The sequence below is a fragment of the Pseudomonas sp. 14P_8.1_Bac3 genome (assembly GCF_025466085.1).
In the GTDB taxonomy this organism is placed as follows: Bacteria; Pseudomonadota; Gammaproteobacteria; order Pseudomonadales; family Pseudomonadaceae; genus Aquipseudomonas.
This window is the reverse complement of sequence record NZ_JANLOD010000048.1, coordinates 54,783-76,868: the sequence shown is the minus strand read 5'-3', so window position 1 is coordinate 76,868 and position 22,086 is coordinate 54,783. Positions and strand designations below refer to the sequence as shown.

16 protein-coding genes are annotated in these 22,086 nt (G+C 62.8%); 8 read left to right on the top strand and 8 right to left on the bottom strand.

From position 1 onward, the window contains the following. Positions 1 to 96: 96 nt before the first annotated feature. From NTD84_RS13225 to NTD84_RS13215, 3 genes are all read right to left on the bottom strand, one after another. Positions 97 to 2,730 carry an excinuclease ABC subunit UvrA gene (locus NTD84_RS13225; protein ID WP_262166076.1) on the bottom strand — a complete coding sequence of 878 codons (2,634 nt, stop codon included), beginning with the start codon at positions 2,728 to 2,730 and terminating at the stop codon, positions 97 to 99. 67 nt (positions 2,731 to 2,797) lie between these two features. Further along, a complete protein-coding gene (locus tag NTD84_RS13220) occupies positions 2,798 to 4,909 on the bottom strand; it encodes a PAS domain-containing sensor histidine kinase (protein ID WP_262166073.1) in 2,112 nt (703 codons plus the stop codon). A gap of 202 nt (positions 4,910 to 5,111) precedes the next feature. After that, positions 5,112 to 5,801, bottom strand: a complete 690-nt coding sequence (locus NTD84_RS13215; protein WP_262166070.1) for a GntR family transcriptional regulator — start codon at positions 5,799 to 5,801, stop codon at positions 5,112 to 5,114. Between the two features lie 140 nt (positions 5,802 to 5,941). On the opposite strand from NTD84_RS13215, the gene NTD84_RS13210 reads away from it, so the two are divergent. The 7 genes from NTD84_RS13210 to NTD84_RS13180 all read left to right on the top strand — a co-directional run bounded on the left by NTD84_RS13210 (position 5,942) and on the right by NTD84_RS13180 (position 13,305). Beyond that, positions 5,942 to 7,027, top strand: a complete 1,086-nt coding sequence (locus tag NTD84_RS13210; protein ID WP_262166066.1) for an ABC transporter ATP-binding protein — start codon at positions 5,942 to 5,944, stop codon at positions 7,025 to 7,027. Position 7,028: 1 nt separating this feature from the next. Further along, positions 7,029 to 7,946 (top strand): ABC transporter permease, encoded by a 918-nt coding sequence (locus tag NTD84_RS13205; protein WP_262166065.1) that lies wholly within the window; start codon positions 7,029 to 7,031, stop codon positions 7,944 to 7,946. Then, entirely contained in the window at positions 7,943 to 8,731 is a 789-nt protein-coding gene (locus NTD84_RS13200) for an ABC transporter permease (RefSeq protein WP_262166062.1), read from the top strand. The genes NTD84_RS13205 and NTD84_RS13200 overlap by 4 nt, the downstream gene beginning before the upstream one ends. Before the next feature lie 17 nt (positions 8,732 to 8,748). Beyond that, on the top strand, positions 8,749 to 9,810 hold the full coding sequence (locus tag NTD84_RS13195) for an extracellular solute-binding protein (RefSeq protein WP_262166059.1): 1,062 nt from the start codon (positions 8,749 to 8,751) through the stop codon (positions 9,808 to 9,810). Positions 9,811 to 9,940: 130 nt separating this feature from the next. Then, positions 9,941 to 11,137 (top strand): amidohydrolase family protein, encoded by a 1,197-nt coding sequence (locus NTD84_RS13190; RefSeq protein ID WP_262166057.1) that lies wholly within the window; start codon positions 9,941 to 9,943, stop codon positions 11,135 to 11,137. Between the two features lie 5 nt (positions 11,138 to 11,142). After that, a complete protein-coding gene (locus NTD84_RS13185; protein ID WP_262166054.1) occupies positions 11,143 to 12,636 on the top strand; it encodes an amidohydrolase family protein in 1,494 nt (497 codons plus the stop codon). 12 nt (positions 12,637 to 12,648) lie between these two features. Then, positions 12,649 to 13,305, top strand: a complete 657-nt coding sequence (locus tag NTD84_RS13180) for a flavin reductase family protein (RefSeq protein ID WP_262166051.1) — start codon at positions 12,649 to 12,651, stop codon at positions 13,303 to 13,305. A 99-nt stretch (positions 13,306 to 13,404) separates the two neighbouring features. On the opposite strand, the gene NTD84_RS13175 is transcribed toward NTD84_RS13180, so the two are convergent. The 5 genes from NTD84_RS13175 to NTD84_RS13155 form a co-directional block, all read right to left on the bottom strand. After that, positions 13,405 to 16,503: an error-prone DNA polymerase gene (locus NTD84_RS13175; RefSeq protein ID WP_262166049.1), complete on the bottom strand. Its 3,099-nt coding sequence runs from the start codon at positions 16,501 to 16,503 to the stop codon at positions 13,405 to 13,407. Then, positions 16,479 to 17,894 carry a Y-family DNA polymerase gene (locus NTD84_RS13170; RefSeq protein ID WP_262166046.1) on the bottom strand — a complete coding sequence of 472 codons (1,416 nt, stop codon included), beginning with the start codon at positions 17,892 to 17,894 and terminating at the stop codon, positions 16,479 to 16,481. The genes NTD84_RS13175 and NTD84_RS13170 overlap by 25 nt, the downstream gene beginning before the upstream one ends. Before the next feature lie 7 nt (positions 17,895 to 17,901). After that, a complete protein-coding gene (imuA, locus tag NTD84_RS13165) occupies positions 17,902 to 18,519 on the bottom strand; it encodes a translesion DNA synthesis-associated protein ImuA (RefSeq protein ID WP_262166043.1) in 618 nt (205 codons plus the stop codon). Next, positions 18,519 to 19,136, bottom strand: a complete 618-nt coding sequence (lexA, locus tag NTD84_RS13160; protein ID WP_262166040.1) for a transcriptional repressor LexA — start codon at positions 19,134 to 19,136, stop codon at positions 18,519 to 18,521. Before lexA ends, imuA begins: the two co-directional genes overlap by 1 nt. Before the next feature lie 126 nt (positions 19,137 to 19,262). Then, positions 19,263 to 20,237 carry a LysR family transcriptional regulator gene (locus NTD84_RS13155; protein WP_262166037.1) on the bottom strand — a complete coding sequence of 325 codons (975 nt, stop codon included), beginning with the start codon at positions 20,235 to 20,237 and terminating at the stop codon, positions 19,263 to 19,265. Positions 20,238 to 20,340: 103 nt separating this feature from the next. On the opposite strand from NTD84_RS13155, the gene NTD84_RS13150 reads away from it, so the two are divergent. Further along, complete coding sequence (locus NTD84_RS13150) at positions 20,341 to 22,083, top strand: amidohydrolase (protein ID WP_262166034.1); 1,743 nt, start codon at positions 20,341 to 20,343, stop codon at positions 22,081 to 22,083. The last annotated feature ends 3 nt before the right edge of the window (positions 22,084 to 22,086 follow it).

The window sequence follows — 22,086 nt, the reverse complement described above, 5'->3', positions numbered from 1 at the left end:
GGCTCGCTCCCACATGGCCGCGTCACCGCAATCCTGTGGGAGCCTGGCCTGCCAGCGATGGCGTCCGGAAAGTCGCCATCGCCAACAAGCCAGACCTCACCGATTGAGGGTTCTCGCGAGAAACGGCGCCGTCCGGCTTTTTTTGTTCTTGGCGACTTTCTGCGGTGTGCCCGCGACGACAATCTTGCCACCCTGATCCCCTGCCCCCGGTCCGATGTCGATCACCCAGTCACTCTGCGCCACCACGCGCATTTCGTGTTCGACGACGATCACCGTGTGCCCCGCGACAACCAGGTTATTCAATTGCTCCAGCAAACGATCGACATCCCTCGGGTGCAGTCCGGTGGTTGGTTCGTCGAGCACATACAAGGTCGCCCCACGCTGGTTGCGTTGCAACTCGGTGGCCAGCTTGATCCGCTGGGCTTCGCCGCCGGACAACTCGGTCGCCGGCTGACCCAGGCGCAGGTAGCCGAGGCCAATGTCGCGCAGCACTTCCAGCGAGCGACGAATCCCCGGTTGCTCGGCGAACACCTCGACCGCTTCGTCCACCGTCAACTGCAACACCTGCGCGATGTTCAGGCCCTGCCAGTTGATTGCCAATGTCTCAGGGTTATAGCGCGCACCATGACACGTCGGGCATGGCGCGTAGACGCTGGGCATGAACAGCAATTCAACACTGACAAATCCTTCGCCTTCGCAGGTCGGGCAGCGCCCTTTGGCAACGTTGAAGGAAAACTGGCCGGCGTCGTAGCCCGCAGCCTGCGCCTCAGGCGTGGCGGCGTAGAGCTTGCGCACGTTGTCGAACAGCCCGGTGTACGTCGCCAGGTTCGAGCGTGGCGTGCGGCCGATGGGCTTCTGGTCCACCTGCACCAGACGCTTGATCGACTCCAGCCCGGCGCTGACCTGTCCGCCACTGACCTGCGGCGCGTCGTCCTCGAGGCTGAGCTCCTGCGCCTCGCTGTCTGGCGTTCCACGCCCGAGGTGCGCGCCCACCAACTCGAGCAACGCCTGGCTGACCAGGCTGGATTTGCCGGAGCCCGAAACGCCGGTGACCGAGGTAAAACAGCCCAGCGGAAACTCGGCCGTGAGGTTATCCAGGTTGTTGCGAGTGATGCCGTCCAGGCGTAGCCAATCCGTCGGTTGACGGCTGACGCGTTTCTGCGGGACCTGCTCGGCGAAGAGGTAAGCGCGGGTCTGCGAATCCGTCACGTCGGTCAATCCAGCTGGTGGACCGCTATACAGAATCCGCCCGCCATGCTCGCCCGCCGCCGGGCCGACGTCGATCAGCCAGTCGGCGCGGCGCATGGTTTCCAGGTCATGCTCGACCACAAACAAGGTGTTGCCTGCGGCTTTCAAACGTTGCAGCGCTTCGAACAGCGCCTCGCCATCCGCTGGGTGCAGACCGGCCGACGGTTCATCCAGCACGTAAATCACACCGAACAATTGCGAGCCCAGTTGCGTTGCCAGCCGCAGCCGCTGCAACTCACCGGACGACAAGGTTGGCGTGCTGCGCTCCAACGCCAGGTAACCGAGGCCCAGGTCGGTCAACGTGCTGACCCGTTCAAGCAAATCCTCGGCGATGCGATGCGCGGCCAGGCGTTTTTCCACCGACAGGTTCGGCGTGTGGCGCACGTCCGGGGCGTTGGCGTGGCCGCTGGCGCCGTGGGCCACCCGCTGCGCACGGGCCTCGCGGGTCTGGTCGTGGGTCAACACCTCGCCTGCCTCGTCGGCCTGTTCCAGGTAACTGTGGGCGGCCACCGGTTTCAAGACTTCGGCCACTTGCAGCAATGGCATCTGCGACAGCTCGCCAATGTCGTAACCGGCGAAGGTCACCGACAACGCCTCGCGCTTGAGCCGTTTACCGTCGCACAGCGGGCACGGGCTGCCGAGCATGAATTGCGAGACGCGCTTCTTCATCAGCGCGCTCTGGGAATGGCTGAACGTGTGCAGGATGTAGCGTCGGGCGCCGGTGAACGTGCCCTGGTAACTCGGTTCCATCTTGCGTTTGAGCGCGACTCTGGTTTCTTCCGGCGTGAGCCCGGCGTACACCGGAACGGTCGGGGTTTCCTCGGTGAAGAGAATCCAGTCGCGCTGTTTTTTCGGCAGTTCGCGCCAGGGTCTATCGACGTCGTAGCCCAGGGTCACGAGGATGTCCCGCAAGTTCTGGCCCTGCCACGCTGTGGGCCAGGACGCGACGGCGCGCTGGCGAATGGTCAGGCTCGGGTCCGGGACCATCAGCGCTTCGGTCACTTCATACACCCGGCCCAGGCCATGGCATTGCGGGCAAGCGCCTTGCGGTGTATTCGGCGAAAAATCCTCGGCGTAGAGCATTGGCTGCCCCGGCGGATAACTGCCGGCGCGGGAGTACAGCATGCGGATCAGGCTCGACAACGTGGTCACGCTGCCCACCGAAGACCGCGCGCTCGGCGTGCCGCGCTGTTGCTGCAAAGCGACGGCGGGCGGCAAGCCTTCGATGGAATCGACGTCCGGCACCCCGACCTGATCGATCAGGCGCCGCGCATACGGCGCCACGGATTCGAAATAGCGCCGTTGCGCTTCCGCGTACAGGGTCGAAAACGCCAGGGACGACTTGCCCGAACCGGACACGCCGGTGAAGACCACCAGGGCGTCGCGGGGAATGTCGACGTCGACGTTCTTGAGGTTGTGTTCACGGGCGCCGCGCACTCGGACCATGCCGGAAGGAGGATTGGAGGTGCGCTTGGAAGTCATGGATAGCCTTGAGTTCGAAGAGTTGAGGGATGTTACCATTCAAGCCCGCTCTCACACTTGATCGGGTTCAGCCATTGAGCACGCTGCGGACCATCCGCGTCAGAGCTTCAGGACTATAGGGTTTGCTCAGCAAAAAGGTGTCGGGGCTGAGTTGGTGGTTGCGCGAAATAATGTCACGGGTGTGGCCCGACGTGAACAGCACCGCCACTGGCGGCGTCTGCACCTTGGCCCAGGCGGCGAGGTCGGAGCTTTTGATCAGGCCGGGCATGACCACGTCGGTGAAGATCAGCTCCACCGTCACCCCGTCCAGCAGCATCTGCATCGCGGCATCGCCGTTGGCGGCGGTGAGGACTTGATAGCCCTCTTCGCGCAGCAACTCCACCGCCGAACTGCGTACCGCCTCGTTGTCTTCGACTACCAGAATGGTTTCGTGCCCCCCGCGTTGCTGCGTCTGGGGATTCACTGCTTCATCGAGCAAGGGGCGCAGGCTTCGCGGGAAATACAATTGCACCCGCGTACCCTGCCCCTCGACGCTGGACATCTCGATGTGGCCGCCGCTCTGCTTGACGAACCCGAACACCATGCTCAATCCCAGTCCCGTGCCCTGGCCGTCGGCCTTGGTGGTGAAAAACGGTTCGAAGGCCTGGGCGAGCACTTGCTCCGACATGCCGAAGCCGGTATCCGCCACAGCGACGCGAACATAGTCACCCGCCAAAATGCCTTTACCGATGCAGAAGTGCCGGTCAAGTGCGACATTCTCGGCACTCAGCTCAATCATCCCCTCACCTTGCATCGCGTCCCGGGCATTGATCGCCAGGTTGAGAATGGCGTTCTCCAGCTGGTTGCGATCGACGTTGATGAACCACGACGCCCGAGACAGCCGCACATCAATCTGGATGGTTTCCCCCAACGCCCGTTGCAGCAGCTCGCCCAGGCCTTCGAAAATCTGCCGCGGGTCGCAGACCGCCGGCGACAGCGGTTGGCGACGGGCGAACGCGAGTAATTGCGACGACAACTTCGCGCCGCGCTCGACGGCGGCAATCGACGCCGAGACCCGCCGCTGCACGTTCTCATTGTCCGGCTCATGCCGCGCCAGCAAGTGCAGGTTGCCGGCAATCACCTGCAGCAGGTTGTTGAAGTCATGGGCCACGCCGCCGGTAAGACCGCCGATGGCTTCGAGCTTTTGTGACTGACGCAGTTGTTCTTCCGCGGTCAGCCGTGCATTCACCTCATCGGCGACACGCTGCTCAAGATTGCGGGTGAATTTGAGCAGGGATTCTTCGGCAGTCTTGCGCTCGTGAATATCGATCAGGACGCCAGGAAAGCGGAACGGCGTGCCATGGTCATCGAACTCGCAGCAACCGCTGGCTTGCACCCACAGGTAACTGCCGTCGGGGCGCAGGACGCGGTATTCGGCGTTGAACGGCTCGCCGGTGGTCACCGATTTATCAACTTGTTCGTTGACCCAGCTGCGGTCGTCGGGGTGAATCCGCGATTCGGCGATGTCCGTCGGCAGGTTGCCGAGGTCCTGATCGACAGGAAAGGAAAAGGTCCGGGCAAAACGCTCATCGCCGGAGAGCAAATTGCCCTTGATGTCCCAGACGAACGAGCCGAGCAACGCCCCGGCATTCAACGCCAGGCGTACCCGTTCATTGTCGGCGCGGTAGGCGTCTTCGGCTTCCTGGCGGCGGCGCTCGGAAATCACATGGTCGGTGGTTTCGACCACCATCGCCATGACGCCGGCCGGCTGGCCCGCATCGTTGGCCACCGGGCTGTAATAAAGGTCGAGCCAGACGTCTTCCGGGGCGCCGTTGCGCAGCAACACCAGTTCTTTGTTGCGATAGGACAAGGTGCCGCCGGCCAGGCAGGTATCCACCACATGCCGGTTGAATTCGGCGACTTCCGGCCAGCCCAGCTCCACCGGAGATCCCAGCAGGTAAGGATGGCGGCCACCGGCGAACGACGAGTACGCATCGTTGTAGATCATGTACCCGGCACGGCCCCACAGCATCACCATCGGCAGTGGTGCGGCGAGCAGCAATTGCACGGCGCTGCACAGGCTGGCGGGCCAGGTGTCGATGCGGCCCAGCTCGGTGAGGCTCCAGTCGAACGCGCGGATGCGTCCGGCCATTTCGCCGTTCCATCCGGCACACCCGTGGCTATCGTCTAGAAACTGCATCGACTGGTTCTGTGTCCTGTAATTGAAGCCCGTTTGTTTCGAGCATCGTGCTAGGCAATGGTTTCATAGAGGTATAGCTGATTCTCGCGGCCCACTGGGGATCCCCTGTGGGAGCGAGCCTGCTCGCGATGATCGTTAACGAAAACGGCGATTGCCCTGGCTGAGCGCGGCGCCCCGACGTCCATCGCGAGCAAGTCCGTTTCTACAGGGAGATCAGATGCTTGAGCGGATGGTAGCCAGTTTTCAGCGTGGCGGCGACGTCGAGGATGGCTTTCTCGATGCCATTCAAATGCATGCAGGTCAGTTCGATCGCGGCGCTCTGGTTGCCGGCTTCGATGTACTCGATCAGGCGCAGGTGTTCGTCGTCGCGGCAGGCTTCGTGGCTGTCGTCGTCCAGGGCGGCGGCGTACAGCGAGGCGCGGGAAATCAGTTTCTGGAACCAGTCCAGCAACACCGGGTTGTTCAGGCTTCGCGCGAGTTTGATATGGAACTCGCCGAGCAAATGAATCAGCTTTTCATGGTCGCCATTGCGATGTGCCTCGTCCTCCAGCAACAGGTGATCGCGCAAATCCTGAGTCACCGCGGTATCCCGTCGGCGACAGAGTTCGCTGACGATGCCGATCTCGATCAACCGCCGCGTTTCGAACAGCGAGCGGATCTCTTCGTCACTGGGCAACGACACCGACGCACCTTTATTGGGCTCGGTAGTGACCAGTCCATCCGCTTCCAATTGCTTGAGTGCGGCACGAACCGACGTCCGGCTGACATTAAAAAGCTCGGCCAGTGACGCCTCGCCGAGCTTCATGCCGGGACGCAACGAACGCTTGCTGATCGCCTCGTAAACCCCTTGGTAGACGCGATCGACCGTGGTTTCGAGTTTCTTCTCGGTCATTTCAACACTCCTTTAGCGCTAAACAACCGGCCCCAGGCGATGAGCAGCCTTTGAAAAAGGGGGTTGCACAAGCAGATTAATCCGGTTATTTCTAGATTGCATCCAGATATTGCATACAATAATTAGAGGATTGCACCATAATGGGTCAACCAACAGCGATTGAAGTGCGTAACGTCTCCAAACGGTATTCCGACGATCCGGGGCTGGCTCCAGCCCTCGACAACGTGTCAGTCGACATTGCCGACAATGAATTCTTCACCCTGCTCGGCCCGTCCGGCTGCGGCAAAACCACCTTGTTGCGGACCATCGCCGGTTTCGAACACGTCAGCGACGGCGAAATCCGTCTGGCCGGCGAACCGGTCAATGACCTGCCGCCGTTCAAGCGCCGGGTCAACACGGTCTTCCAGAGCTACGCGCTGTTTCCGCACATGAGTGTCGCGCAGAATATCGCCTTCGGCCTCGAGATGCAGGGCCTTGATCACAAGGATATTGCACGGCGCGTCGATGAGATGCTGGCGCTGGTGCAGATGCAACACCTGGCCCGGCGCAAACCCGCCGAATTGTCCGGTGGCCAACAGCAACGCGTGGCGCTGGCCCGGGCCCTGGCGCCGAAACCGAAAGTGCTGCTGCTGGATGAGCCGCTGTCAGCGCTGGACCTCAAGCTGCGCAAGGAAATGCAGGTCGAACTCAAGCGCGTGCAGAAAGAAGCCGGGATCACCTTCATTTTCGTCACCCACGACCAGGAAGAAGCCCTGACCCTGTCCGACCGGATTGCCGTGATGTCTGCCGGCAAGATCCTGCAGATCGGCACGCCGAACGACATTTACGAGCGGCCGCAGCATCAGTTCGTTGCTCAGTTCATCGGCGACATCAACTTCCTGCCCGGCCACCTCAAGCGCGGCCAGCAGAACGAGAAACTGTTCGTGCCCAGCGGCATGCCGGTGGAAATCCCCTGCCCGGCCCAGGGCTTCGACGGCAGTAACGTGCAACTGGCGTTCCGTCCGGAGCGTTCGCAACTGGTCGAACCGGAGCAACCGCATCACCTGCGCGGCGTGATCGAAGCGGTGTTGTACGTCGGCACCGCGACGCTTTATCAATGCCGTTTGAATAACGACATCAAGGTCATGCTGCGGGAAAACAACGAGGGCCTGAACCGCGGACGCGTGGTCGGTGATCGCGTTGCGGTCAATCTGCCGCCCCACGCCTGCCTGCTGATGGAGGCCTGAGATGAGCGTCAGCAGCACTTCTCCCGCCCTCAACCGCGCGCTGTTGCTCAGCCCGGTGGTATTGACCTTGCTGACCCTGATTGCCATTCCGCTGGGCATCATGGGCTACATCAGCCTGTTGCCGCGCAACGTGTATGGCGGCGTCGACTGGCAAGCCAACTGGCAGTTGCAAAGCTACGTGCAGCTGTTTTTCCAGGAAGGCTTCGACGGTGAACTGGAGCTTAACTGGGTCTACGCCCAGGCGTTGTTGCGCTCGGTGTTCCAGGCCGGCGGCACGACCGTGTTGTGCTTCCTGTTCGGTTTCCCGGTGGCGTTGTGGATGTCGAGCCTGACCCCGCGGCGACGCAACCTCATGGTCCTGCTGATCACCATTCCGTTCTGGACCAACCTGCTGATCCGCAACTACGCGTGGCTGATCATCCTGCGCGAACACGGCTGGCTGGCCCAGAGCCTCAACGCGCTGTTCCCTGGGGCGGGCGGCATCACCCTGCTCTACAACGACTTCGCCGTCAGCGTCGGGCTGGTCTACAGCTTCCTGCCGTTCATGATTCTGCCGATCTACTCGACCCTGGAAAAACTCGACTGGCGCCTGGTGGAAGCCGCCTACGACCTCGGCGCCAACCGCTGGCACGCGTTGCGCCGGATCATCCTGCCGCTGTCAATGCCCGGGGTGATTGCCGGCGCCTTGCTGGTGTTCGTGCCGAGCCTCGGCGCCTTCATCACTCCGGCGATTCTCGGCGGCGGCAAGACACTGATGATCGGCAACCTGATCCAGCAGCAATTCGGCACGGCGCGTAATTGGCCGCTGGGCAGTTCGCTGTCGTTCCTGTTGCTGGGAATCCTGCTGTTGTCCCTGGTGCTTTACGCCCTCTATAGCCGCAACGCCGCCAAGACCCTGCGTCGGGGAGCCACCGCATGATCGCCCTGCACCTGAAAAAACTGCCGCTGACCCGCGAAGTCAGCCTGCTGATCCTGGCCTATCTGTACGTACCGATCTTTGTGCTGATCGCCTACAGCTTCAACGCCAACCGCTCGGCGACGGTGTGGACCGAGTTTTCGTTCGCCTGGTACGGACGCATTCTCGCCAATCCGTCGATCCAGACCGCGGCGCTGAACTCGCTCATCGTCGCCAGCATCGCCACGGTCTGCGCCACGGCCATTGCGCTGCTCGCCGCGCTGGCGACCTATCGGCCGTTCTATGGGCAGAAGATGGTCGAGGGCGGGATCAACCTGCCGCTGATCCTGCCGGAAATCGTCACCGCCGTCGCCACCCTGCTGTTGTTCATGGCGTTGGGGATCAAGCTCGGTCTGCTGACGGTGATCGTCGCGCACATCGGTTTCTGCATTCCCTTTGCTTACCTGCCGATCCGCGCGCGGCTCAACGACCTGGACAAGAGCCTGCTGGAAGCCGCGAACGACCTGTATGCCAATCCGTGGCAGGTGTTTCGCCGGGTGACCCTGCCGTTGCTGTGGCCGGCAGTGTTGTCCGGCTCGGTGCTGGCATTCGTGGTCAGCCTCGACGATTTCATCATGACGTTTTTTGTCGCCGGGCCGGGGTCGACCACCCTGCCGGTGTACATCTTCTCGGCGATCAAGGCCGGCGTGACGCCGGAGATCAATGCGATCTCGACCCTGATGCTGGTGATTTCCATCGTGCTGGTGGTGCTGGCCTTCTGGCTGGGACAGCGCGGCAAACAACAATGAGCCTGGAGACTTGTTTCATGAAAACAAAAAGCATGTGTTTCGCTGTCGCCGGTCTGGCCTTGAGTGGCTTCACCGCACTCGCTTCGTTCAGCGCCCAGGCCGCCGAGCCCAAGGAACTGTTTTTCTACAACTGGACCGATTACTACCCGGTGGACCTGCTGGCCAAGTTTGAAAAGGAGACCGGGATCAAGGTCACCATGGACGGCTACGACAGCAACGAAACCTTGCTGGCCAAGTTGCAGGCCGGTGGCGCGGCGTATGACGTGATCGTCCCGTCGCAGTCGATCATGCGCACCCTGATCAACCAGGACCTGCTGCTGGAAATCGACACGCCGACCTTGCCCAACTTCCAGTACGTGAAACCGGCATTTCGCGACCCGAGCTTCGACCCTGGGCGCAAATTCTCGGCGCCATACCTGTGGGGCACCACCGGATTTTCCTATGACAGCGCCCGCGTGCCGGGCGGCAAACTCGACGATTCGTGGAAAGAGTTCTTCGAGCCGCGCAAGGAACTGCAGGGCCAACTTGCCGCCCTCGACACCTCCAGCAGCGTGATCAACGCCGCCAGCCATTACCTGAACGTCGACGAATGCAGCGAAAACCCGCAGGACGCCAAGCGCATCCTCGAACTGCTGCAAAAGCAGAAACCGTTCTTGAAGATGTACAGCTCGGATAACACCGTTGATCGCATGGCCTCCGGTGAAGTGATCATGATGCAGAACTGGAACGGCTCCACCGCCCGGGCCACGTTGCAGAAGAGCACGATCAAATACGTGTATCCGAAGGAAGGCCTGGCGATGTTCCAGGACAACTTCGCCGTACCGAAAAGCGCGCCGCATCCCGGCAACGCGAAGATCTTCATCGACTGGATGATGAAACCGGAAAACGCTGCCGCCGTGTCCAACGCCATCGCCTATGACAACGGGATTCAGAGCGACAAGTTGATCGACGCCAAATGGCGGGTGATGGATGCGATCAACATGCCCGAAGAATTCGCCTCGCGCCTGCGCCCCGAAAAAGAGTGCAGCAACAAGGCGCGGGAGCTGCAGGACCGGATTTGGGCGAAGCTCAAGGGCTGAGTGCCTGGCTTGACACCGAGTCGCGGCCTTCGCGGGCAAGCCCGCTCCCACAAAGGACTGCACTTCAAATGTGGGAGCGGGCTTGCTCGCGAAGAAGCCGGCCCTGACAACTTGAAACCTGAGGTTTGAAATGACCCACCCCCGCTGGCTGCGCAACGTGCGGCCCTACGGCTCCACCGCCGAAGACTTTCTGATCGAGAACGGTCTGTTCACCCAACGCCGTCCGGCATCGACGGCGGCCCTGACCGCCACCGACATCGACGGCCAACACCAGCTCCTCACCCCGACCCTGGTGGAAAGCCACATCCACCTCGACAAAACCCTCTGGGGCCAACCCTGGCGGCCGAACAGCGCCGGGCCGACGCTCAAGGACTACATCGCCAACGAGCGCCGGGTGCTGCGTGAAGTCGAAAGCCCGATCGCCGAGCGCGCCGGCGCCCTGCTGGAAAACTGCATCGCCCGCGGCTCGCTGACCCTGCGCTGTCACGTCGACATCGACCCGGACTTCGGCCTGCGCCACGTCGAAGCCCTGCAACAGCTGCGCGAACGCTACCGCGACCTGATCGACCTGCAACTGGTGGTGTTCCCGCAAACCGGGCTGATCAGCCGTCCTGGCACCGCCGAATTGATGCGCGAAGCCATGACCCTCGGCGTGGAAAATGTCGGCGGCCTCGACCCCTGCGGCATCGACAACGACCCGGTCGCGCAACTGGATTTCGTGTTCAAACTGGCCAGCGAATTTGATCGCGGCGTCGACATTCACCTGCACGACAAGGGCGAACTGGGCCTGTGGCAGATCGCCCTGATCGCCGACTACACCGAGCGTTACGGGCGTCATGGCCGGGTGATGATCAGCCATGCGTATTGCCTGGGGATGCTGCCGTGGAGCCAGGTCAAACCGGTCGCGCAACGGCTGGCGGCGCTGGGGATTTCGCTGATGAGTTCGGCGCCGGCGGATTGCGCGGTGCCGCCGTTTCTGGCGTTGCGTGAAGCCGGTGTCAACGTGTGCCTGGGTTCGGACGGCATTCGTGACGCCTGGTCGCCCATGGGCAACGGCGACATGCTGGAACGAGCGATGCTGCTGGCGTTCCGGTTCGACTTGAACAAGGACGAGGAGCTGGCGGCAGCGTTTGCCGCGGCGACCGTGAATGGCGCGCTGGCACTGGGCTGCGACGCTTATGGCGTAGAGATCGGCCAAGCCGCGGACTTCCTGTTGATGCCGGTGCAGACCCTGGGTGAAGCCGTGGTGTCGCGCCCTCTGCGCCAGGTCTATCGACGCGGCGAATTGATTGCCGCCGATGGCCGACTGCTGGACAGTCGCTTGTGAAACCCGTGTCAGCCACAACAATCGGTCTGAAAAGCAGCTGCGTGGTCGGCTTCGACGGCACGCAGCACGTGCTGTGGCGCGACGGCGAAGTGGTGTTCGAAGGTTCGCGCATTGTGTTCGTCGGGCGTGGTTATCCGGGGGCGGTGGATCAGTGGGTCGATTACGGCAACGCGCTGATCGGCCCTGGCTTCATTGATCTGGATGCCCTCGGCGACCTCGATTCCACCGTGCTGACCCTGGACAACGGCGATGAGCGCGACATGGGCCGGATGTGGTCCGAGGATTACCTGGCGGCCGGTCCGCGTGAGAGCTACAGCGCCGACGAGGAAGTCTTCAAATATCGCTACGCCTTCACGCAGCTGATCCGCAATGGCATCACCACCGCCCTGCCGATCACCTCGATGTATTACCGCGAATGGGCCGAGACCTACGACGAATTCGCGGCGGTGGCCGCAGTGGCCGCCGAGCTGGGACTGCGCACTTACCTCGGGCCCTGCTACATGAGTGGCATGAGCTACTGGCGCGCCGACGGGCAGCTCGGGCATCACTGGGATGAAGCGCGGGGCCTGGCCGGGCTCGACGCAGCGGTGCGGTTTTTCGAGGATTTCGACGGTGCGCATGACGGCCTGATCCGCGGTGCGTTGCTGCCGGATCGCATCCAGACCTGCACCCCGGCGTTGCTGCAACGCACCGCGGCGCTGAGCCGTGAGTTGAACGCACCGATGCGTCTGCATTGCTGCCAAGGCCTCGGCGAAGTGGCGATGGTCGAGCAATTGCGCGGTGTTTCGCCATTGGCCTGGCTGGAGCAACTGGGCTTGCTGACCCCGCGCAGCCTGCTGCCCCACGGCATTTACACCCGCGGCGATGAAGACTTGCAACGGCTGGTAGCGGGTGACGCGAGCCTGGTGCATTGCCCGGTGGTGTTTGCCCGGGACGGCGAGGCCCTGAACTCATTTGGCCGCTATAAGGCCAAGGGCATCAACTTCGCCCTGGGCACCGACACCTGGCCGGCGGACCTGCTGGACAACATGCGCCAGGGGTTGAACATCGCCCGGCTGATGGAGGGCGGTAGTTCGTTGACCAGCACACTTGATCTGTACAACGCCGCCACCCTCGGCGGTGCCAGGGCGTTGGGGCGTGACGACCTCGGGCGACTGGCGCCGGGGTGCAAGGCTGACATCACGGTGTTCAGTCTTCGCGGCCTGCACCTGGGCCCGTTGTTCGACCCACTAAAAAACCTGGTGCTGGCCGGGCGTGGTGACGACTGCATCGCCAGCTACATCGACGGCCGTTGCGTGATGCAGGACGGCCAGGTTCAGGGAGTCGACTACCCCGCCCTGCAACGCCAGGCCCAACGACAATTCGAAAAACTGATGCGCAGCCACAGCGACCGGGCCTTTGGCCGACCGGACTGGAAAACCCTGTTCAAACCGGCCATCCCGTTCGCCGACGACTACAGCGCACACGCGCCGCTGAGTGCGCTGGATCCCCTTATTTAGAGATTTCTGCCCATGCAAAGCTTCGACTTCCGCACCCTGTCTGCGCGGGACAAATACAAGATACTGATCGGCAGCGTGGTGCCACGGCCGATTGCCCTGGTGACCACCATCGACGGCGAAGGCCGCGTCAACGCCGCGCCGTTCAGTTTCTTCAACGCACTGTCGGCCGACCCGCCGATCCTCGCACTGGGCGTGGAAAACTACGGCGATCAAAGCCCCAAGGACACCACTCGCAACATTCAGCTCAATCAGGAATTCACCGTCAACATCGTCAGCGACGCGCTGGTCGAAGCCATGAACGTCTGCGCCGTGCCCTTCGCCCCCGGCTTCGACGAACTGACCGCCGCCGGCCTCACCGCCATCCCTGGCACCACGGTGAAATGCCCGCGCATCGGCGAGGCGCCCGTGGCGCTGGAATGCCGACGGATGATGGCGCTGTCCATCGGCCAGTCGCGGGAAATCATTTTCGGTGAAGTGCTGATGGCCCATGTTCGGGACGAATTGATTGACCCGAAAACCTTGTACATCGATCAACTGGGGCTCGACGCCATCGGGCGCATGGGCGGCCACGGCTATGCGCGCACCCGTGATTATTTCGACCTGCCGACCCGGTCGTTACAGGCCTGGACGGAGGCGCCGGGGGGTGGCGAGCGGTTCTGGCCCAAATAAAACACCTCAGGATGACCGAGGCCTGTAGGCGCTCGGTTTGCTGTTCATGCGGGGTGGCCGTGATGCCCTGATCGCAGGCTGGTTGCAGCAAGGGGATTGTTAGCGGAAATCCCGGCTGCGGATGCTGATGCCATCGAGCAATTCGGTCAGGTCGCTCAAGCGTCCGGCAATCAGGTGGCGCACCTCGCCTTCCTTCTCCCAGCGTCCGTCGACCTTGAGCAATTGCGAGCCGACCAGGACCTTTCGCTGCCTGTCGGCCAAGTCGCGCCAGACCACGACGTTGACGTTGCCAAACTCGTCCTCAAGGGTGACGAAGGTCACACCGCTGGCGGTGCCCGGGCGTTGTCGGCCGGTTACCAGCCCGGCGACGCTGACCGGGCGGCCATGTTCGACGTCCAGCAATTCCTTCGAACTGCGACACCGCCGCGCCCGCAACTCGCCGCGCAACAGCGCCAACGGATGCGGGCCGAGGGTGGTGCCGACGCTGTTGTAATCGGCCAGCAGGTCTTCGCCCACCGTAGGCTTTGGCAGCGACACCGCGTCCTCTTCCTGGCTCGGCAAACCGGCGAACAAACCCAGTTGTTTCTGCACCCCGGCCACTTCCCAGCGCGCACGATGACGATCACCGGCCAGCCCACGCAACGCCCCGGCATCGGCCAGTTGCTCCTGCGCACGGGCATCGAGTTGCGCCCGGTCGCCCAGGTCAGCGATGTCGACAAACACCCCCATCGACCTCGCCGCTTCGATACGCCGGGCATCGTCCTCGCGAAAGCCCTTGATCATCCGCAACCCCATGCGAATCGCCGGTTGCGCGCCAACAATCGGTTCGAGGCTGCAATCCCAGTCACTGGCGCGCACGTCCACCGGGCGAATCTGCAAATGATGGCGGCGCGCATCCTGCAGAATCTGGTCCGGGCTGTAGAAGCCCATGGGCCAGCTGTTGATCAGTGCACAAGCGAAGGCCGCCGGTTCGTGGCATTTCAACCAGCAACTGGCGTAGGTCAGCAAGGCGAAACTGGCGGCGTGGGACTCGGGAAAACCATAGCTGCCGAAGCCTTTGATCTGTTCGAAGATCTGCGCGGCGAACTCCGGCGTGTAGCCTTTTTCCTTCATGCCGGCCGCGAGGCGATCCCTGTGCGGTTCGAGCCCACCGTGACGCTTCCAGGCGGCCATGGAGCGGCGCAGTTGATCCGCTTCACCCGGACTGTAGTTGGCCGCGACGATGGCGATCTGCATGACCTGTTCCTGGAACAGCGGCACCCCGAGGGTACGTCTCAACACGTCCCGCAATTCTTCGGAGGGATAACTTTCAAGCTCTTCCTTGTTTCTTCGCCGCAGATACGGATGCACCATTCCGCCCTGTATAGGCCCGGGGCGAACGATGGCCACCTCGATCACCAGGTCATAGAACTCGCGCGGTTTGAGTCGCGGCAGCATCGACATCTGCGCCCGGGATTCGATCTGGAACACGCCGATGGTGTCGGCACGGCTGATCATGTCGTAGGTTTGCGGGTCTTCCGAGGGCACTGTGGCCAGGCTCAAGTTCCGGTTGCGATGCCGACGCAGCAAATCGAAACAACGCCGGATCGCGCTGAGCATACCCAAGGCCAGAATATCCACCTTGAGCAACCCGACCGCATCCAGATCGTCCTTGTCCCACTGAATGATGGTGCGCTCGGCCATCGCCGCGTTTTCCACCGGCACCAGGCTGTCCAGCGGCTGTTCGGAAATCACGAAGCCACCAGGGTGCTGGGACAAGTGCCGGGGAAACCCGATCAGCTGTTGCGTCAAGCTCAACACCCGGCGCAACACCGGGCTCTCGGGGTCAAAGCCACTTTCAAGCAAACGCTCGACGGGTGGCGTGTTGTCGCTCCAGTGCCCGCAGCAATCGGCCAGGGCATTGATCTGATCCGGCGGTAAGCCCAAGGCCTTGGCCACATCACGCACCGCGCCGGCCGCGTGATAGGTGCTGACCACCGCCGTCAGTGCCGCGCGTGTCCGGCCATAACGTTGGAACACGTACTGCAAGACTTCTTCCCGGCGTTCATGCTCGAAGTCCACGTCGATGTCCGGGGGCTCGTTGCGCTCCTTGGAAAGAAAACGCTCGAACAGCATGTTGATCCGGTCCGGATCGAGCTCGGTGATGCCCAAGGCGAAACACACCGCCGAGTTGGCCGCCGAGCCACGGCCCTGACAGAGGATGTTCTGGCGTCGGGCGAAGGCCACGATGTCCTGGACGGTCAGGAAATAACTTTCATAACCCAGCTCGGCGATCAGCCCGAGTTCCTTGTCGATCAGCCCTCGCACCTTCTCGCTCGCACCCTTGGGCCAGCGCTCGCAAATGCCACGCTCGGTCAATTCACTCAGCCAGGACGTGGCACTGTGACCTTCCGGCACCAGCTCCCGTGGATACTCATAACGCAATTGTCCAAGATCAAAACTGCAGCGCCGGGCAATGATCAGCGTTTCATCCAGCAACCCTGGGGGATAGATCGATTGCAGTGCATCAAGACTGCGCAAATGCCGCTCGCCATTGGGGTGCAGACGCAGTCCGGCCTCGGCCACCGGCAGGTGATGGCGGATAGCGGTCATGGTGTCCTGCAAGGCCCGTCGGCCACGGACATGCATGTGCACATCGCCACTGGCCACGGCGGGAATGCGCAGTTCCCTGGCCAGCGTCAGCAACGCGTTCAGCCGCTGGGCATCGTCCTGGCCACGATGCAACTGAACCGCCAGCCACAGGCGTTCGCCGAACGCCTGTTTCAGCCAGTGACCGCTGGCAAAATCATCCACGGCGTCCGGCACCCACAACGCCAACAGCCCCGGCAATGGCTCGCTGAAATCCTCTCGCAGCACCTGATACTGGCCCTTCTGCGTGCGCCGTCGCGCCCGGGTGATCAGCCGGCAGAGGTTTTGATAGCCCTCAAGGTTCTCCACCAGCAGCACCAGTTTCGGCCCGCCCTCGATGCGCACTTCGCTGCCGATAATCAGTGGCATTTCCACGGATTTGGCCGCCTGCCAGGCGCGGACGATGCCCGCCAGGGTGCATTCATCGGTGATCGCCAGCGCCTGATAGCGTTGCTTTTTCGCCTGCTGGAAGAGTTCAAGCGCACTGGACGCACCGCGCTGGAAACTGAAGTTCGACAGGCAGTGCAGCTCGGCATAGTCAAGGCTCATGCGAACCAGCCCTGCAACCACAACGGGCCGTCTTCGCCGACTGCCCGATAGGCCCAGCCTTGCTGGCCGGATCGGGTTTCGATCAGGTAATAATCCCGGCGCACGTCGGCGCCGTCCCACCAACCGGACTCGATGCGCTCCGGCCCCATGAGGATGCGCGTCGAACCTTCATGCACCGCCTGCGGTTCGGTCAGCAACCAGCCTGGACGCTGCACGCCAGGCATCGCCGCGCAACGCTGGCTGTCGACACTGGCCTGCCACGCACACTCCGGTCGATGATCGGCCTGAAAGCGCAAGCCATGCACCGCGTCATCGCCCAACCGGGCGCGCAAACGTTCGCGCAGCTGCTCCCAGGGCAAGGACTGCTGCGGACGGTCGTCGAACAGCTCCTGATATTGCGGAACGAAGGCCGGCAAGTCTTCGGCGCGCAGGCGAAAACCACGCACCGGGGCCTCGACCTGAACCTGCTCCAGGCGTCCGCGAGCCAGCTCGAAAAGCATCGCCGGGTCGCGCTCGGCGCTGAGCAGGCCGACCTTGATCACGCTGTCCGGCAACCCGGCGTGTTCCAGGTGCAGGTCGAAACGCTGCACGCCGCTGTCGCGACCGCAAAGGAACGCCGACAGGTCACCAGTCAAGCGCCGCAGCGGAAACAGCAGCGCCTGATGGGATTGCACGTCGAAATTGAGCTCGATGCGCACATCGAATCGGTCCGGCGGCAGGTAGAACGCCAGCGCCAGGCGCCGCGCGCCCAGCAGCGCATCCAGGTGCTTGAGCACCTGAGACTCGAAACGCCGGGCCAGACTTTGCCGGGGCAACGCCTGCACCTGACTCAAGGTACGCAGACCCATTCGCGACAACGCCGTGGCCACGTTGGCCTCGAGGCCAATCCGCTCGACGGGCAATTGCCCCAGGTGATACTGCAAAGCCTGGTCGTCGGGTACGACCAGGCCGTCATAGGCGTTGGCCAGAATCCGCGCCGCCACCGGGTTCGGAGCCGCCACGATCCGATGCCGAAACCCCAGTTCGCCGAGTTCGCGGCGCAAGCGGGCTTCGAATTGCGGCCAGTCGCCAAACAACCCCAGGCTGGACTCGATTTCAAACACCACCGCACGCGGGTAATGCACGCTGACCTGAGCGCTGAAGCGGTAAGCCCAGGCGGCGAGAAACTGCTGCCAGTGTTCGATCTCGGCCGCGTCGTATTCGGCCGTGACGAAACCTTTGCTCAACGCCTGGGCGGCGGTCATTGACTGGCCGGGCCGCAAGCCCAGCGCACGCGCCGACGTGTTGACCGCCTGCAACACCCGACGCTGCGCCGGGCCGGTCAACAACGCCAGTGGCTGATCGGGATCGGGGCGCTGACGCAGGACCGCGTCCAGCGCCAATTGCGGGAACAGAATGCACACCCAACGCATGGCAACCTCAATGCCCCACAGGAAAGGCAATCGGTGCCGAACGGGCCAGCCCGCCGCGGCACTTGAGCACGCGCAATTGCGCAGGCCTGGCATCGATGGCGATGCGCAGGGCCGCGGGTGAAGGGTTGATCGCTTCATGGATCGAGCGGTAGGCAAACGCCAGGGTCGAGCCGGTTTCCGCCGCCACTTGCAAGCGCCGCAACGCCCGGTCATCGGCCTTGTGCGGCCAGCACAGCACCGCGCCGCAACTGCCCGAACGCAGGCATTGTTCCGCCGCCCACAGCGCATCGCGCTCGCTGGCCTGGATGATCGACAACTGCCGCAGATCGACCCCGGCGTTTTGCCAGGCTTGCGGATAAGGCACGTACGGCGGTGCCACCAGCACGATGCGCTCACCCGCCGCCGACAAGCGTGCCAGCGCCGGCCACACCAGTTGCAATTCACCGACGCCCTGCCCGGCCAGGAGGATTTCGGTCAGCGCCGCTTCCGGCCAGCCGCCGGTGGGCAATGCCGCATCCAGCGTGGCATGCCCGGTGGGTTGCGGGCTGACGGTGGGCGGCGCAGGCCGGCCTTTCCAGACCTGGCCGCCATTGAACAGCGTGTCCAGTGCAACGACGGCGCCCATCACCCTTGCCTCACCAGGCCGCAGAACACGCCTTCGATGGCGAGGTCCTGATCGGCTTCAACGATGATCGGCTCATAGGCCGGGTTACGCGGCAACAGGCGCACCGTGTCGCCGACCCGCTCGAAGCGCTTGATGGTCACTTCACCGTCAAGCCGTGCCACGACGATCTGGCCGTTGAAGGCCTCTGGATTGCGGTGCACGCCCACCAGGTCGCCGTCGAGAATGCCGTCCTCGATCATCGAGTCGCCCTTGACCCGCAGCATGTAGTCCGGCACCCGGGAAAAGATCGAAGGATCGAGCAGCAAACGGCTGTGGACCTCGGCATCGGCGCCAATCGGCACCCCGGCCGCCACCCGCCCGAGTACCGGAATATCCAGCAACTCGGGGCGCGCCGGTTGCCCGAGCAGGCGGATACCCCGGGCCTGATGCGGATTGACCTCGATGAAACCGGCGTCGGTCAGCGCCAGCACATGCTTGCGCGCCACGCTGCGGGAGGCGAAACCAAAGGCCTCGCTGATTTCAGCGAGGCTCGGGGACTGGCCATGTTCCGCGATTCGATCACGGATAAAGGTCAGGATGGCGGTGCGGCGGGGAGTTAAAGTCGTCATGGAGTACATTTGTACTCTTTTATGTTTTTTCCTACAAGAATTTGCAGACGAAATGTAGGACGCGAGAAAAACAGTGTAGGAGCGAGCTTGCTCGCGAAGAACGTCGAGTCAACGCGGGCATTCAGATTGCCAGCGTTATCGTTGACGTCCATCGTCGGAACGCCGCCCGGAGCAAGCTCGCTCCAACAGGGGGTCACCCAATCCTCGGGATGCCAGGAACGCTGCGATGTAGTCGATGAACGCCACGACCTTGGCCGTCGCCCGCCGATGGCTCGGGTACACCGCCAGAATGTGCGCGCCGAAGCTGTCCGGGTCGATGTCGTAATCGGCCATCACCCGCACCAGCCGCCCGTCGGCGATGTACGGCGCGGCACTCCACAGTGGCGTGTGCAGCAAACCGCGCCCGGCCAGTGCGTTGGCCAGCAGCAGGTCGTAGTTGTCGCTGCGCAGGCGCGGCGACGGTGGTTGCGGCAGGCTCAAACGCTGACCGTCACGCTCGGCCCACCAGAATTCGCGGCTGAGCAACGGGTGGCGATACAGCAGCCATTCATGTTCATCAAGGGTTTGCGGCGTGACCGGCAACGCCTTGCGCGCCAGATAGGCCGGGCTGCCGCACAGTGCCAGGCGATTGCTGCCGACCACGCGGGCGATCAGGCCTGGCAAGTCGTCATGGCCTTCGCGCAAGGCCAGGTCATAGCCGCTTTCCAGCAGGTTGACGAAGTCATCGCACAGGTCCACTTGCAGATCGATCTGCGGGTATTGCTGCAGAAACCCGCCGCACACCTGATCCAGAAACGCCTGCCCGTACGCCAGCGGCGCGGTGATTTTCAGGGTGCCGCGCAAGCCATGCTGCAACTGCTCGATTTCCTCGCCGGCCTCGTCCAGCCGTTGCAGCACCTGGCGCGCGGTTTCCAGGTACAGCCGCCCCGATTCCGTGAGCAAGATCCGCCGGGTGCTGCGCTCGAACAACCGCGCGCCCAGTTCGGCTTCCAGGTGATTGACTGCCTTGGTCAACGCCGACGGGGTCTTGCCCAATTGCTCGGCCGCGCGACTGAAACTGCCCAGTTGCGCCGTGACCACGAACATTTTCAGTGCACCCAACTTGTCCATACTTTTTCCATTCAGGCAAAAACGTTTTTCGTGAGCGAGGCGTTCTGCTGCGCCCAGGCAGCCACTACTCTGGCCATCAGACGCAATAACAAGGAAACATTCAATGAAAAGATTCATCCCGAATCTATTGATGGCCGCGGTGAGTTTTGCCTCGATGGAAGCCATGGCCGCCACCGACCTGGTGCTGCTCAACGGCAAGATTTTTACCGCCGACCGCGCCAATCCGAAGGTGCAGGCGCTGGCGGTGCAGGACGGCAAGGTGCTGCAAGTCGGCAGCGATGCGCAGATCAAAGCCTTGATCAGCGCTGAAACGAAAGTGATTGATCTGGGTGGCAAGGCGTTGATGCCCGGGTTGATCGACAGCCATTCCCACGCGATTTTCGGCGGCCTGGAAATGGTCGCGGCCAACATGAAAGACGAAGTGGTCGACCTCGACGAACTGGAAAAACGCCTGCGCATCTGGCGCGATGACGGCAAAGCGCAACATGGCGATGTGCTGAACGTGGCGGGTATGAGTTCGGCCTATTGGGCGCAAGCCGAAGCCTTTGGCAACAAATTCAACAACGGCGAATGGGCTCAGGTGCCCGTGGTGTTCACGGGCAGCGACCACCACACCGCATGGGCCAACAACGCAATGCTCGAACGTGCCGACATCGATGCAGCGCTGCTGAAAAACCTGCCGGACGCCGAGAAGGACACGATCGGCAAACTCGCCGACGGCCGTCCCAACGGTTTCGTGGTGGACGCCGGCTGGGACCGCGTCGCTTCGAAAATACCGGTGCCGAGCGCTGCCGACATGCTCAAGGCCGCGCAATCCGCCGTGCGCTACAACAACAGCCTCGGCATCACCGCGTGGATGGACCCCGCCGCCAATGCCGCGCCCGGCGAGCCGGTGTTTGCGCTCAAACCCACGGAGAAAACCGTTGGCGTGCTGCCGGCTTACAAAGCCCTGGCCGAAAGCGGCGGCATGAGCGTCCACGTCGCCGCATTGCTGGTGGCCAATCCGAAAAGCGTACCGGCCGATCTCGATACGCTGGACAAGGTCCGCCAGCAATTCCAGGGCATTCCCAACCTGACCTTGCCGGGCATCAAGATCTTCGCCGACGGCGTGATCGAATACCCGGCGCAAAGCGCGGCGATGATCGACCCGTACAGCAACTCGCACAAACAGGGCGAACTGCTGATCGATCCGCAGCATTTCGGCGAACTGGTCAGCGCCATCGATCAGCGCGGCTGGCTGGTGCACATCCATGCCATCGGCGACCGCGCAGTGCGTGAATCACTGAATGGCATCGCTCAGGCGCGCAAGGATCGGCAGAGCGGCGTGACGCACTCGATCACCCACCTGCAGATGGTCAATCCGAAAGAGTTCGCCAGGTTCAAGCCGCTCAACGTCATCGCCTCGATGCAACTGCTGTGGGCCACGGCCGACGATTACACCCTGGACATGATCAAGCCGTATGTCAGCGCCCTTGCCTTCCGCTATCAATACCCGGCGCACTCGCTGCTCAAACAAGGCGCGACCATTGCCGGCGCCAGTGACTGGCCGGTGTCCTCGCCGAACCCCTGGAACGCCATGGCCCAGGCCATCACCCGTGACGGCCCGCTGGGTGTGCTCAACGCCGACGAACGCCTCGACCGCGAAACCATGTTCTACGCCTACACCCTCAACGCCGCGCGCACCATTGGCCTTGAGCAGCAAATCGGCTCGCTGAGCCCCGGCAAGCAAGCCGATTTCATCGTGCTCGACCGCGACGTGTTCAGCGTCGACAACAAAGCCCTGCACGACACCCAAGTGCTGCAAACCTGGTTCGCCGGCCGCGAAGTCTACGCCCCTACTCTCTAAGAA